The 13,621-nt window shown below is 71.7% G+C and carries 14 protein-coding genes and 1 pseudogene; 10 read left to right on the forward strand and 5 right to left on the reverse strand.

The genetic code is table 11. From position 1 onward, the window contains the following. Positions 1-26: 26 nt before the first annotated feature. Complete coding sequence (gene fabG / locus H0X90_RS17420) at positions 27-743, reverse strand: 3-oxoacyl-ACP reductase FabG (protein ID WP_006497407.1); 717 nt, start codon at positions 741-743, stop codon at positions 27-29. 69 nt (positions 744-812) lie between these two features. Further along, positions 813-1,097, reverse strand: coding sequence for a phosphopantetheine-binding protein (locus H0X90_RS17425; protein ID WP_006490634.1), 285 nt, complete (start codon positions 1,095-1,097; stop codon positions 813-815). Positions 1,098-1,642: 545 nt separating this feature from the next. Here H0X90_RS17425 and H0X90_RS17430 point away from each other — a divergent pair. The 10 genes from H0X90_RS17430 (at position 1,643) to H0X90_RS17475 (ending at position 12,032) form a co-directional block, all read left to right on the forward strand. Next, positions 1,643-2,296: a membrane protein gene (locus H0X90_RS17430; protein ID WP_034201366.1), complete on the forward strand. Its 654-nt coding sequence runs from the start codon at positions 1,643-1,645 to the stop codon at positions 2,294-2,296. 59 nt (positions 2,297-2,355) lie between these two features. Then, positions 2,356-4,113 (forward strand): acyl-CoA synthetase family protein, encoded by a 1,758-nt coding sequence (locus H0X90_RS17435; RefSeq protein ID WP_060263663.1) that lies wholly within the window; start codon positions 2,356-2,358, stop codon positions 4,111-4,113. Beyond that, complete coding sequence (locus tag H0X90_RS17440) at positions 4,110-5,093, forward strand: acyl-CoA synthetase (protein ID WP_006497410.1); 984 nt, start codon at positions 4,110-4,112, stop codon at positions 5,091-5,093. Before H0X90_RS17435 ends, H0X90_RS17440 begins: the two co-directional genes overlap by 4 nt. After that, the gene (locus H0X90_RS17445) at positions 5,090-5,734 is read left to right on the forward strand and encodes an outer membrane lipoprotein carrier protein LolA (RefSeq protein WP_077189734.1); all 645 of its coding nucleotides are present in this window, start codon (positions 5,090-5,092) and stop codon (positions 5,732-5,734) included. Before H0X90_RS17440 ends, H0X90_RS17445 begins: the two co-directional genes overlap by 4 nt. After that, positions 5,734-8,202 (forward strand): MMPL family transporter, encoded by a 2,469-nt coding sequence (locus H0X90_RS17450; RefSeq protein WP_077189735.1) that lies wholly within the window; start codon positions 5,734-5,736, stop codon positions 8,200-8,202. Before H0X90_RS17445 ends, H0X90_RS17450 begins: the two co-directional genes overlap by 1 nt. Continuing rightward, positions 8,199-9,092, forward strand: a complete 894-nt coding sequence (locus H0X90_RS17455; protein WP_006497413.1) for a polysaccharide deacetylase family protein — start codon at positions 8,199-8,201, stop codon at positions 9,090-9,092. Before H0X90_RS17450 ends, H0X90_RS17455 begins: the two co-directional genes overlap by 4 nt. Positions 9,093-9,155: 63 nt before the next feature. After that, the gene (locus H0X90_RS17460; protein ID WP_077189736.1) at positions 9,156-10,379 is read left to right on the forward strand and encodes a beta-ketoacyl-[acyl-carrier-protein] synthase family protein; all 1,224 of its coding nucleotides are present in this window, start codon (positions 9,156-9,158) and stop codon (positions 10,377-10,379) included. A gap of 8 nt (positions 10,380-10,387) precedes the next feature. Next, a complete protein-coding gene (locus H0X90_RS17465) occupies positions 10,388-11,206 on the forward strand; it encodes a beta-ketoacyl synthase chain length factor (protein WP_034201361.1) in 819 nt (272 codons plus the stop codon). Then, positions 11,203-11,706 (forward strand): hotdog family protein, encoded by a 504-nt coding sequence (locus H0X90_RS17470; RefSeq protein ID WP_058901814.1) that lies wholly within the window; start codon positions 11,203-11,205, stop codon positions 11,704-11,706. Before H0X90_RS17465 ends, H0X90_RS17470 begins: the two co-directional genes overlap by 4 nt. Next, positions 11,703-12,032 (forward strand): hypothetical protein, encoded by a 330-nt coding sequence (locus H0X90_RS17475; protein WP_012492404.1) that lies wholly within the window; start codon positions 11,703-11,705, stop codon positions 12,030-12,032. Before H0X90_RS17470 ends, H0X90_RS17475 begins: the two co-directional genes overlap by 4 nt. A 112-nt stretch (positions 12,033-12,144) precedes the next feature. Here the strand turns inward: H0X90_RS17475 and H0X90_RS17480 are convergent, their stop codons facing one another. The 3 genes and pseudogenes from H0X90_RS17480 to H0X90_RS17490 form a co-directional block, all read right to left on the reverse strand. Beyond that, the gene (locus tag H0X90_RS17480) at positions 12,145-12,351 is read right to left on the reverse strand and encodes a hypothetical protein (protein WP_006481510.1); all 207 of its coding nucleotides are present in this window, start codon (positions 12,349-12,351) and stop codon (positions 12,145-12,147) included. A gap of 105 nt (positions 12,352-12,456) precedes the next feature. Next, positions 12,457-13,200 (reverse strand): acetoacetyl-CoA reductase, encoded by a 744-nt coding sequence (phbB, locus tag H0X90_RS17485; protein ID WP_012492403.1) that lies wholly within the window; start codon positions 13,198-13,200, stop codon positions 12,457-12,459. Positions 13,201-13,409: 209 nt separating this feature from the next. Next, positions 13,410-13,621: pseudogene (locus H0X90_RS17490) on the reverse strand (acetyl-CoA C-acetyltransferase); the annotation flags it as partial.

The following is a 13,621-nucleotide window of genomic DNA, read 5'->3' on the forward strand; positions in this document are numbered from 1 at the left end:
ACGTCAGGCCCACGCGGCGCGCTTCGTCATGCGAGCCCGCCGTTGACGGACAACACCTGCCCCGTCACATAGGCCGCGGCGTCGGACACGAGATACGCGACCATCGCCGCGACTTCGTCGGGCCGGCCCGCGCGCTGCGCGGGCACGAGCTGCTTGATGCGTTCGGCGGGAAACGCCTGTTCGGCCATCGGCGACGCGATGATGCCCGGCGCCACCGCGTTCACGGTGATGCCGCGCGACGCGAGCTCCAGCGACAGCGACTTCGTCGCGCCGATCAGCCCCGCCTTCGCGGCCGCGTAGTTGGCCTGCCCGCGATTGCCGGTCACACCGGCCACCGATGCGATGTTGACGATCCGTCCGCGCCGCGTGCGGATCATCGGCAGCAGCAACGGCTGCGTGACGTTGAAAAAGCCGTTGAGCGTCACGTCGATCACGCTGTGCCATTGCCGGCGCGACATGCCGGCCATCGGCGCGTCGTCGTGGATGCCCGCGTTGTTGACGAGGATCTGCACCGGCGCATCGTCGATGAACGGCTGCAGCGCGGCGAGCGTCGCGTCGGCGTCGGTCACGTCGAACGCGATCGCGTGCGCGGCGCCGCCGGCCGCGACGATCTGCTGCGCGACCGCCTCCGCCTGCGCGAGATGGCGGTTCGCATGCACCCACACTTCATGGCCGGCCTGCGCGAGCGCCGTGCAGATCGCCTGCCCCAGCACACCGCTGCCGCCCGTCACGAGCGCCCGCATCGCCTTGCTCCGTTCATCGCGTTTTCCCCTCGATCGATGCCGTCGCGCATCGTCCGCCGAGCGACGCCGTCACTTCGTGCGATGCGCGGCGACGTAGGCAGCCAGCGCACCGAGCGTCGCAAAGATCGTCTGGTTGTCCGGATTGTCCGAGCGCAGTTCGAAGCCGTATTTCTTCGAGATCAGCAGCGCGATTTCCAGGATGTCGATGGAGTCGAGCCCGAAACCTTCGCCATACAGCGGGGTGTCGGCCGTCACTGTTTCGAGCGGGACGTCTTCGAGATTCAGTTCGCCGATGATCAGCGTGGCGAGCTCTTGTTCCAGTGCGTTCATCATGCGTGCGGGCAGGCGGCCCATGGCAGCGGGAGGCGCCCGGAAACGGCAACCGTCGTGCACGCCCGGCGCGTGCAAATCTCCGTCCCTCCGGCGTCTGCCGGCTTCCCCGCCTGCGTCATGTGGGGATCGTTTGTAAAAGTTACGCGGATTCTAGACGATGGGTATCGGGTCGTATACCGCGAATGGTTACAGACTCGCTAGCCGGCGCCGCGGCCCGTTGCGCACGGGAATGGACGAGACGCTTGAGCCGCTTTGGATGGAAATGGACCGACCCCGCGAAACCGTTCGCCCGGTGCCATACAATCGGTTACAAAACCCGGTCGCGGGCGGCCCGAAGCCGCCCCGCCGCGGCCCTAAAATGAGCGTGCCCGACCATCGGCCCGGACTCGCGTCCCGGCCGCCATTCATATGATGTTTGACGGCCCGACCCCGCGTCCGGCCACGATCCGCCCGATGTTTCCAGTGATGCCGCGTCCGCCCTTGCGCCCCGTTCCGGTTCGCCCGCCCGTCAGCCGCTGCAGCCCGGCCGCCGGCCGGTGCGCGCGCCGTGCGCCCGGAGGCCGTCGATGAGCCGGCTGCTGCCCGTCGTGCGCGGCGTCGCAGCGGTCGGCGCCGTGGCCGCGTACCAGATTGGCGCGCACTACGCGAGCGCGACACCGGGCGCGCACGGCGTCGGCCTCGCGATGGCGCTCGTGCCGCCGCTGCTGCTCGCGCTCGGCGTGGCGCTGCGCTCGCCGCGGCGCGCGTGGCTCGTGCCGGCATGGCTGCTGGCCGCCGCCGCGTTGTGGGCCGCGCGCGCGCCGCTCGCTCAGCACTTCGAATGGGGCCTGTATCTGGAGCACGCGAGCTTCAACGTCGCGATGGCGCTGCTGTTCGGCCGCACGCTCGTGGCCGGCGACGTGCCGCTGTGCACCCGCTTCGCCGCGATGATCCACGGCACCGTCACGCCGGCCGTCGCGCGCTACACGCGCCGGATCACGCTCGCGTGGACGCTGTTCTTCGTCGCGACCGCCGCCGTGTCGACGCTGCTGTTCGCGACCGCGCCGATCGTCACGTGGTCGACTTTCGCGAACTACCTGTCGCTGCCGCTCGTCGCCGTGATGTTCGCCGCCGAGCATGCGTGCCGGCGTGTCGCGCTGCCGCACGAGCCGCAGCCGCGAATGGTCGACGCGGTGCGCGCGTATCGCGCGTCGACCCACGCATCGCAGGCCTCGCGATGAATTCATGACCGGCGCGGCTCCATGGCCGCGCCGGCCTTCGTTCCCGTCTTGACCGATTTATGCCGACTCACCCGCTGGTATTCCATTCCTCGCCCGACCGGACGATCGCCTGGCGCGACGGCTCTCCCGTCACCGTGCGCGCGTTCGTCGCCGACGTCGCGCGCGTGGCCGCCGCGCTGCCCGCCGGCGGCCACGTGTTCAACGTGTGCCGCGACCGCTATCGCTTCGCGGTCAGCCTGTGCGCGGCGCTCGTCGCCGGCAAGATCAGCCTGCTGCCGTCGACGCACACGCCGGAAATGGTCCGCCAGCTCGCGTCGTTCGCGCCCGATGCGTTCTGCCTGCACGATGCGCCCGACTGCGCGATCGACCTGCCGCGCTTCGCGTATCCCGACGCCGCGCCGGGCGAACCGGCGGCCGATGCGCCGTTCGCCGTCCCGCAAATCGACGCCGCGCGGATCATGGCCTACGTGTTCACGTCCGGCTCGACCGGCGCGCCGGTGCCGCACCGCAAGACCTGGGGCTTCCTGGTCGGCTGCGTGCGCGCGGCGGCCGAGCGGCTCGGGCTGCTCGACGGCCGTGCGGCGACGCTGATCGGCACGGTGCCCGCGCAACACATGTACGGTTTCGAGTCGACGGTGCTGCTCGCGCTGATCGGCGGCCTCGCGTTCAGCAACCGCCAGCCGTTCTACCCGAGCGACATTCGCGACGAACTCGACGCGCTCCCGCAGCCGCGCGTGCTCGTCACGTCGCCGATCCACCTGCGCGCGCTGCTGTCCGCCGGCCATGCGCTGCCGCGCGCGGCGCTGGTGCTGTCGGCCACCGCGCCGCTGTCGGAAAAGCTCGCGTGCGAAGCCGAGGCCGCGCTCGACGCGCCGCTCGTCGAGATCTACGGCAGCACCGAGACCGGTCAGATCGCGACCCGTCGCACGTCGCAAGGCGCGGCGTGGGAACGGTTCCCGGACATCCGGCTCGATGCCCGCGACGCACCGGACGGCGACGACAGCGGGCCGACCGTGTGGGTATCGGGCGGGCACGTCGAGGCGCCCGTGCCGATGGGCGATGCGCTCGAACTGCTCGGCGACGGCCGGTTCCTGCTGCACGGCCGCAAGGCCGACCTCGTCAACATCGCCGGCAAGCGCACGTCGCTCGCGTACCTGAACCATCAGCTCAACGCGATCGCGGAGGTGGTCGACGGCGTGTTCTTCATGCCGGACGAAGCCGCGCCGGCGCACGGCGACACCGCCCTCGAGCCGGTCACGCGGCTCGTCGCGCTGGTCGTCGCGCCGACGCTCTCGGCCGCCGATCTGCAACGCGCGCTGCGCGAGCGGATCGATCCGGCGTTCATGCCGCGCCCGCTCGTGTTCGTCGATGCGCTGCCGCGCAACGAAACGGGCAAGCTGCCGCGCGACGTGCTGGCGGCGCTCGTGGCGCAACATGCGCGTGCCACGGGCGCGACGCCCACGCCGCCGGCCGGGCGCGGCCCGGCCCGCACGCCCTCGTCCGCGCTCGCGTTCACGATTGCCGCCGATCACCCCGCGCTGCCCGGCCACTTCCCCGGCCATCCGGTCGTGCCGGGCGTCGTGCTGCTCGATCACGCGATCCACATGATCGGCGCGGCGATGAACCGTCCGCTGCATGCGTGGCGGCTCGGGTCCGCGAAATTCCTGAGCCCGGTCGCGCCCGGCGAACCGCTCGATCTCGCGTACGACGCGGCGGCCAGCGGCGCGATCCGTTTCACGGTGCGCACCGGGTCGCGCGAGGTCGCGACCGGCGTGCTGTCCGCACCACCGTCCGTGCAGGATGGCGCGCAGCCATGAAGCGCACCGCATGGGCCGAACGCCAGGAGCGCAGCAACGCGGGCTTGCTGCGCGTGATGACGTGGATCTCGCTGCGCTTCGGCCGGCCGCGCGCGCGTATCGTGCTGCACCTGATCGCGACGTATTTCGTGCTGTTCTCGCCGGCCGCGTGCGCGGCGTCGCGCGACTACCTGCGCCGCGTGCTCGGGCGCCCCGCGCGCTGGCGCGACGTCTATCGGCACGTGTTCACGTTCGCGGCGACGATCCATGATCGCGTGTACCTGATGAACGGGCGCTTCGACCTGTTCGACATCCGGCTGCACGGCGAAACGCTCGTCGACGATGCGCTCGCGGGCGGACGCGGCGCGTTCCTGATGGGCGCGCATCTCGGCAGCTTCGAAGTCGTGCGCGCGATCGGCCGCACGCATCCGGACCTGCGCGTGGTCGTCACGATGTACGAGAAGAACGCGCGCAAGATCAACGCGACGCTCGCGGCGGTGAACCCGGCCGCGCAGCCGGAGGTGATTCCGCTCGGCCAGGTCGACTCGATGCTGAAGGTACGCGAGCGCCTCGACGCGAACTGCATGGTCGGCATGCTCGCCGACCGCACGCTGCTCGACGACGCGGCCGCGTCGCTGCGGCGCGTGCCGCTGCTCGGCGCGCCGGCCGCGTTCCCGCTCGGGCCGCTTTACATGGCCGCGATGCTGAAGCGCCCGGTGATCTTCATGACGGGCCTCTATCGCGACGGCAACCGCTACGATGTGCACTTCGAGACGCTCGCCGATTTCTCCGACGTGCGGCGCGATGCGCGCGCGGCGGCGGTCGACGCGGCGCTCGCGCGCTACGTCGCGCTGCTCGACCGGTACTGCCGCGCGGCGCCGTACAACTGGTTCAACTATTTCGATTTCTGGCAAGGCGGCGATGCCGTGGCCGCAACCGCGCGCCGCGAGGCGGCGCACGCCGGCGCCGACCTGCCCGCCACGAGGGATTCCGACGCATGACCGCCGTTCGCCGCTGCCTGCTCCCGTTTTCGTCGCCCCGCATCGCCGGTGTTATCCGCGTGGTCGCCGCCACCGCCGCCGCGATCGCGCTGGCCGTGCCGGCGCACGCGGCCGATACCGGAACGGCCTGGACCCTCGACCGGCTGATGTCGACGCTCGCGCAGCACAAGTCGGGCCGCGCGACCTTCACCGAGACGAAGACCCTGTCGATCGCCACGCAGCCGATCGAATCGTCGGGCGAACTGGTGTTCGTCGCGCCGGATCATCTGGAAAAGCACACGCTGCGCCCGACGCCCGAACACCTCGTCGTCGACGGCGAGATGCTCACCGTCGAGCGCAACAACCGCAAATACACGCTCGCGCTCGCGCGCTATCCGGAACTCGGCGCGTTCATCGACAGCATCCGCGCGACGCTCGCCGGCAACCGCTTCGCGCTCGAACAGGTGTACAAGGTCGCCCTCGCCGGACGCGGCGACGACTGGACGCTGACGCTCACGCCGCTCGACTCGCGGATGCTGAAGGTCGTCAGCACGATCACGCTCGACGGCACGCGTGACGTGTTGCGCAGCGTCGCGATCCGGCAGGCCGACGGCGATCGTTCGGTGATGCGCCTGCAACCCGTCGCGGCGCACGCGAACTGATGGACGATCGTACGCGCCCCTCGCCCGTCACGCGTCGCCCACCCGCGTGGCGGCAGCGCGCGGTGCTCGTGTGGCTGCTCGCGCTCGCCGCGTGCGGCGTCGCGATCGGGCGCGCGCAGTTCACGGCCGACCTGTCCGCGTTCCTGCCGAATGCGCCGAGCGCCGGGCAGCGCGTGCTCGTCGACCAGTTGCGCGACGGCATCGTGTCGCGCCTGATCCTCGTCGCGATCGATGGCGGCGATGCCGGCACGCGCGCCGCGCTGTCGCGGCGCGTCGCCGGCACGCTGCGCACCGATCCGCGGTTCGCGGCCGTGCACAACGGCGAAGCCGCGAACGACGCGCGCGACCGGCAATTCGTCTTCGCTCATCGCTACCTGCTGAGCCCGGCCGTCACGCCGCAGCGCTTCAGCGCCGACGGCCTGCACCAGGCGCTCGGCGACAGCCTCGACCTGCTGAGTTCGTCGGCCGGCCTCGTCGCGAAGGCGATGCTGCCGCGCGACCCGACCGGCGAAGTCGCCGCGCTCGTCGACGGGCTCGACAGCGCGGCCGAACCGGCGAGCCGCGACGGCGTGTGGGCGTCGCGCGACGGCACGCGCGCGGTGCTGGTCGTGCAGACGGCCGCCGCCGGCTCCGATACCGATGCGCAGGCCCGCGCGATCGACGCCGTGCGCCGCGCGTTCGCGGCCGCGACGCTGGCCGTACCGAATGCGGCCGGCACCACGCTCGCGATGACCGGCCCCGGCGTGTTCTCGGTCGACACGCGCGACACGATCCGGCACGACGTCGAGCGGCTGTCGACGGCGAGCGTCGTGCTGATCGTCGCGCTGCTGCTCACGCTGTACCGGTCGCCGCGCACGCTCGCGCTCGGCCTGCTGCCGGTGCTGACGGGCGTCGCGGCCGGGATCGCGGCGGTCAGCGTCGCGTTCGGCACGGTCCACGGGCTGACGCTCGGGTTCGGTACGACGCTGATCGGCGAAGCCGTCGACTATTCGATCTACCTGTTCGTGCAATCGGCGCAGGCCGGCACGCGCGGCACGGCACACCCGGCCGACGCGACGCGCGCGTGGGTCGCCGCGTACTGGCCGACGATCCGGCTCGGCGTGCTGACGTCGGTGTGCGGGTTCGCGTCGATGCTGTTCTCCGGCTTCCCGGGCCTCGTGCAGCTCGGGCTGTATTCGATCGTCGGCCTGACGGCCGCCGCGCTCGTCACGCGCTTCGTGCTGCCGCACCTGCGCGGCGAGCATGTCGCGATCCGCGACGTCTCGCGCGTCGGCGCCGTGCTCGCGCGCGCGGCCGACGCCGCGCCGCGGCTGCGCTGGCCGCTCGCGGTGCTCGTGGTCGCCGCCTGCGCGACGCTCGCGCTGCATCGCGACGGCCTGTGGAGCCGCGAGCTCGCCGCGCTCAGCCCCGTACCGGCACCGGCGCAGGCGCTCGACGCCCGGCTGCGCGCCGACGTCGGCGCGCCCGACGTGCGCTACCTCGTCGTGATTACCGCGCCGACCGAACAGGCCGCACTCGAAGGCGCGGAAAAAGTGGCCGCGCAATTGCAGCCGCTCGTCGAGCGCGGCACGCTCGGCGGTTTCGACAATCCGGCCCGCTACCTGCCGAGCGACGCCGCGCAGCGCGCCCGCCAGGCGAGCCTGCCGGATGCGAACACGCTTGCCGCGCGGATGCGCGATGCCGTCGCGCACCAGCCGATCGCGGTGAAGCCCGACCTGTTCGCGCCGTTCCTCACCGACGTCGACGCCGCGCGTCACGCGCCGCTGCTGACGCGCGCGGACCTGCACGGCACGTCGATGGCGCTCGCCGTCGACGCGCTGCTGACCGAACGCGACGACCGCTGGAGCGCGATGCTGCCGCTGCGTGCGCCGGACGCCGCACGCACCGCGCAACCGGCGTCGAGCCTCGACGCGACACCGATTCGCGCCGCCGTCGCGCGCGCGGGCGTGCCCGATGCGCTGTTCGTCGACATGAAGGCCGAAGCCGATCGCCTGTACGTGAGCTACGTGCACGAGGACATCCGGCTGTCGCTCGCGGGGTTCGCCGCGATCGCCGTGCTGCTGCTGATCGCGCTGCGATCGCCGCGCCGCGCCGCGCGCGCCCTTGCGCCACTCGTCGCGGCCGTGCTGGTCGTGACGGCCGGCTTCGCGCTCGCCGGCGTGCAACTGACGATCCTGCACCTGGTCGGGATGCTGCTGATCGTCGCGGTCGGCTCGAACTACGCGCTGTTCTTCTGCCGGCGCGCGGATGCGCAGCCCGTCACGCCGTACACGCTGGTATCGCTGCTGATCGCGAACCTCGCGACGGTCGCCGGCTTCGGGCTGCTCGCGCTGTCGCGCGTGCCGCTGCTCGAAACCTTCGGGTTGACCGTCGGCCCCGGCGCGATGCTCGCGCTCGCGTTCGCGGCGATTCTCGCGCCGCGCGCCGCGGCGACGATCGGTCATGGTGAACGTGGAGGCCGCGCATGAACGCGTCGTCGTCCATGCCGCCGCGCCACGCCGGCGACGCACGCCGCTGGAAGCCGACGCCGCTGATCGCGGGCGCCGCGGCACTGCACGCGGGCGCGGCCGCCGCCGTGGTCGCGCAACCGGCCACGTGGCCGTGGGCCGTCGGTGGCGCGGTCGCATCGCATCTCGCGCTGACCGCGGCGGGCCTGTGGCCGCGCAGCACGCTGCTCGGCCCGAACTGGACGCGCCTGCCGGCCGGCGCGGGCCGCCGCATCGCGCTGACGATCGACGACGGCCCGGACCCGGACGTCACACCGCGCGTGCTCGACCTGCTCGACCGTTACGACGCGCGTGCGACGTTCTTCTGCATCGGCGATCTCGCGCGCCGCCATCCGCGGTGGATCGAGGCGATCGTCGCGCGTGGTCACGCGGTGGAGAACCACAGCCAGCGGCACCGCCATACGTTCTCGCTGTCGGGGCCGGCCGCGCTGCGGCGCGAGATCGCGGCCGCGCAGCAGACGCTGACCGACATCGCCGGCACGCGCCCGCTGTTCTTCCGCGCGCCGGCGGGCCTGCGCAATCCGTTTCTCGAACCGGTGCTGTGCGAATTCGGGCTGCAACTGGCGAGCTGGACGCGGCGCGGCTTCGACACGCGGGCGCGCGACGCCGCGACCGTCACGCGCCGCCTGCTTCACGGCCTCGAGGCGCGCGACATCCTGCTGGTCCACGACGGTCATGCCGCACGCGATGCGCGCGGCGAACCGGTCGTGCTCGACGTGCTGCACGCGGTGCTGCGCGCGGCCGCCGACGCGCAGTTGCACTGGACCACGTTGCGCGCGGCGCTCGCGCCTGAACCGCCCGAACCGCCCGGCCAGCCGCGCGTGCCGGCACCCCCGTTTGATAAAATCTGACCGCGAACGGCGCGCCTGCCAGCCCTGCTGCGGCGCCCGTTCCGGCCACCGGATGCGACCCTCGTGAACCCTCTCCTGCTCTCGCACTTCACCGCCACCAGCTGCATCGGCCGCGGCCTCGACGCGACCCTCGGTGCGCTGCGCCGCGCCCGCGGCGGGCTCGTGCCGTGCAACTTCGAGCGCGCGGATCTCGACACGTGGATCGGCGCGGTGGACGGCGTCGATGCGCACCCCGTGCGCGCCGATCTCGCCGACTTCGAATGCCGCAACAACCGCCTCGCGCAACTCGGCCTGACGCAGGACGGCTTCGACGCCCGCGTCGCGGCGGCCGCTGCGCGCTACGGCGCCGCACGCATCGGCGTGTTCGTCGGCACGAGCACGGCCGGCATCCTCGAAACCGAACGCGCGTACCAGCGCCGCGATCCGGCGAGCGGCGCGCTGCCGGCCGATTTCCGCTATGCGCACACGCACAACCCGTATTCGCCGGCCGCGTTCGTGCGCGCGTATTTCGCGCTGCGCGGGCCGGCGATGGCGATCTCGTCCGCGTGTTCGTCCGGCGCGAAGGCGTTCGGCTCCGCGCGCCGCATGATCGAGGCCGGGCTGATCGACGCGGCCGTCGTCGGCGGCGTCGATTCGCTGTGCCTGACGACGCTGTACGGCTTCAATTCGCTCGAACTGCTGTCGCGCCGGCCATGCCGGCCGTTCGACACGGCACGCGACGGCATCTCGATCGGCGAGGCCGCCGCGTTCGCGCTCGTCGAACGTGTGCCCGACCCGCCCGCTGCGCTCGACGACGACGCGATCCTGCTGCTCGGCATCGGCGAATCGAGCGATGCGCATCACATGTCGTCGCCGCATCCGGAAGGGCTCGGCGCGCGCGCCGCGATCGAGCAGGCGCTCGCGGCCGCCGGCCTCGGCGCGCACGATATCGACTACGTGAACCTGCACGGCACCGCGACCCCGAGCAACGATGCAGCGGAAAGCCGCGCGCTCGGCGCGCTGTTCGCCCGCACGCCGTGCAGCTCGACGAAGGGCGCGACCGGCCACACGCTGGGCGCGGCCGGCGCGCTGGAGGCGATCGTCGCCACGCTCGCGCTGCGCGAGCAGTTCGTGCCGGCCGGCGTCAACACGACGCAGCCGGACCCGGCGCTCGTCGCCGACTACGTGCTCGCGAGCCGCGACACGCGCGTGCGCGCCGTCCTCTCCAATTCGTTCGGCTTCGGCGGCACGAATTGCAGCCTGATCCTCGGCCGCGCCCGGCACGTGGCCGGTCGCGCCCGCCGTTGAGGCCCGCCATGACACTCACCGCGTTCATCGAAAGCGTCGGCCTCGTCGGGCCGGGATTGACCGACTGGCCGCACGCGGCCGACGTGCTCGCGGGCCGCGCGCCCTACGCGGCCGCCCGCACCGAACTGCCGCCGCCCGCCGGGCTGCCGTCCGCCGAGCGGCGTCGCACGGGCCCCGTCGTGCGCGCCGCGCTCGCGGTCGGCCACGCGGCGGTGGCCGCGAGCGGCCGCGATGCCGCGACGCTCGCGACCGTGTTCAGCGCATCCGGCGGCGACGGCCAGAACTGCCACGCGATCTGCGAAACGCTGGCCGGCGACGATCGCCAGCTGTCGCCGACCCGCTTCCACAACTCGGTGCACAACGCCCCGGCCGGCTACTGGAGCATCGCGACCCGCGCGATGGCGACGTCGAACGTGCTGTGCGCGCACGACGGCAGCTTTGCCGCCGGCCTGCTCGAAAGCCTGTGCCAGGTCGTCGTCGATCGCGTGCCGAGCCTGCTGATCGCGTACGACACCGACTATCCGGAACCGTTGCGTGCGGTGCGGCCGATCGGCGACGCGTTCGGCGTCGCGCTCGTGTTCGCGCCGGAAGCGAGCGAACGCACGCTCGCCCGCATCGACGTGCAGCTCACCGATGCGCCCGCCACGACGCTCGCGCATGCCGAGCTCGACGCACTGCGCGCCGGCAATCCGGCCGCCCGCGTGCTGCCGCTGCTGGACGCGCTCGCCACGCGGCAATCGACGCGCGTCGTGCTCGATTACCTGGCCGATACGCGCGTGCAGGTCGACGTCGCGATGCCCGACTCTTTCGCGGAGCGCGCGCGATGACCACGACGGTCGTATTGACCGCGCCGCTCGACCACGCGTGGATTGCCGCGCACATTCCGCACGCCGGCACGATGTGCGTGCTCGATTCGGTCGATGCGTGGGATGCCGAACGAATTCGCTGCACCGCGACGAGCCACCGCGATCCGCACAACCCGCTGCGCGCGCACGGGCGGCTCGCGTCGGTCTGCGGCATCGAGTACGCGGCGCAGGCGATGGCCGTACACGGCGCGCTGCTCGGTGCGCATGAGGCGCGCCCGCGCGTCGGCTATCTCGCGAGCGTGCGCAACGTCGACGCGTTCGTCGACCGGCTCGACACCTTCGAGCAGCCACTCACCGTCGACGCGGAACGCATGAGCGGCGACGGCCGCTCGGTGCTGTACGGCTTCGCGCTGCGCTGCGGCGAGCGCGTGCTGCTGTCCGGCCGCGCGGCGGTGATGCTCGACGCATCGGCCGCCGGCGCGTTTCAACCGGCGCCCGCCGGCAACACGAATCCTCGATGAAGAGGCTTACCTCAAGGAAACCGGTCGTGAAAGTTCGTCAGTTCATTGGCGCCGCGCTCGTTCTGGCGCTGCTCGGCCCGCTCGCCCACGCGGACATGTCGGAAGTGAAGCAGGACATCAAGCGCGATTCGAAGGAAGCCGCGCACAAGACCGGCGACGCGGCGCGCAGCTTCGGCCACGCGACCGCGAGCGCCGCGAAGGCGGTCGGGCACGGCGTCGCGCATGCGTCGCGCGAAGGCTGGGAAGCCACCAAGCGCACGACGAAGCGGATCTTCCACAAGAACGACTCGGGCGAGTCTGCCGGAAAGAGCGAAAGGAACGACTGATCGCGCATCCCTCGCGCGTGGCCGACGGCATGCGCGCGGGGCATGACAGCCCATCGATCGCCCATCGATCGCCGATCGAGCGTTCACCGATCGCGACGCGTCGGCGCCGCGCTCACCGTGCACCGCGCATGCGGCGCAACGACCGCGCCGGCCTGCGCGCGAAGCACTTGCCGTACGCGACGAGCCAGCAATCGCGATGATCGAAATTCCGCAGCAGCCGCGCGCGGCGCCGCTCGAGCCAGTAGAGCGCGATCGCCATCGTCAGCGCGACGGCCAGTGCCGAGCCGCCGATCACGAGTCCCATCCAGGTGTCGCCCATGCGTTCTCCGGAATGCGAGGCCGAAGCGGCGCGCCTGCCGCTTCGGCACGGAATGGTGCGGAACGCGGCCCGCCCGGGCGCGAACGCCGTGCGGGCCGCCGCGCGTCAGTGCATGTGCTGACCGCCGTTGATCGCGATGTTGGAGCCCGTCACGAAGCCGGCCTCCTCCGAGCACAGATAGGCCACCAGCGCCGCGACTTCCTCGGGCTTGCCGAGCCGGCCCGCCGGAATCTGCGGGAGGATCTTCGTGTCGAGGATGTCCTGCGGGATCGCGGTGACCATCTTCGTCGCGAGATAGCCGGGCGACACCGTGTTCACCGTCACGCCCTTGCGCGCGATCTCGAGCGCGAGCGATTTCGTGAAGCCGTGCATGCCGGCCTTCGCGGCCGCATAGTTGGTCTGGCCGACCGACCCCTTCGAGCCGTTCACCGACGAGATGTTGACGATGCGGCCCCAGCCGCGCTCGACCATGCCGTCGCAGACCGGCTTCGTCATGTTGAACACGGAGTCGAGGTTGGTGCGGATCACCGCATCCCAGTTGACCTTGTCGAGCTTGCGCAGCGTCATGTCGCGCGTGATGCCCGCATTGTTCACGAGAATGTCGACCGGGCCGACGTCCCGCACGATCTTCTCGATGCATTGCTGGCATGAATCGTGATCGGCCACGTCCACCGGATACGCATGGAATTCGCGGCCGGCCGCATGCATCTCGGTCAGCCAGCGGTCCGCGCCGGTGTTGTTCGGCGAATACGTGACGACTACCCGATGACCCGCGTCGTTCAACCTGATGCTGACCGCTTCGCCGAGGCCGCCCATCCCACCCGTCACAACTGCAATTCGCTTAGTCATACTATGAATTACCGACAAAAAAGTAATCGATGAAAGGCGGGGCGACGGCATCGGACATGCCGCCGCCCCACCGCTTCGATGCGCAGCCCCCGCCCGCTTCGCGGACGCGTCGCGCATCGGCACCGCGCTTTGTTGTTGACTGCCTGTGTTGCGCGAAAACCGTCCGGCTCGCCCGCGGCACTGGCCCACGCCGCAAGCGAACCGTGTCGTCAGGCCGCTGCTCCGACGCGCTCGACCGCGAGCGCAACGCCCATCCCGCCGCCGATGCACAGCGACGCCAGCCCGCGCTTCGCGTCGCGCTTGACCATCTCGTGCAGCAGCGTCACCAGGATCCGGCAGCCCGACGCACCGATCGGGTGACCGATCGCGATCGCCCCGCCGTTCACGTTCACCTTCGACGTGTCCCAGCCCATCTGCTTGT

This window comes from Burkholderia sp. 9775_39 (assembly GCF_015712225.1).
GTDB classification, from domain to species: domain Bacteria; phylum Pseudomonadota; class Gammaproteobacteria; order Burkholderiales; family Burkholderiaceae; genus Burkholderia; species Burkholderia cenocepacia.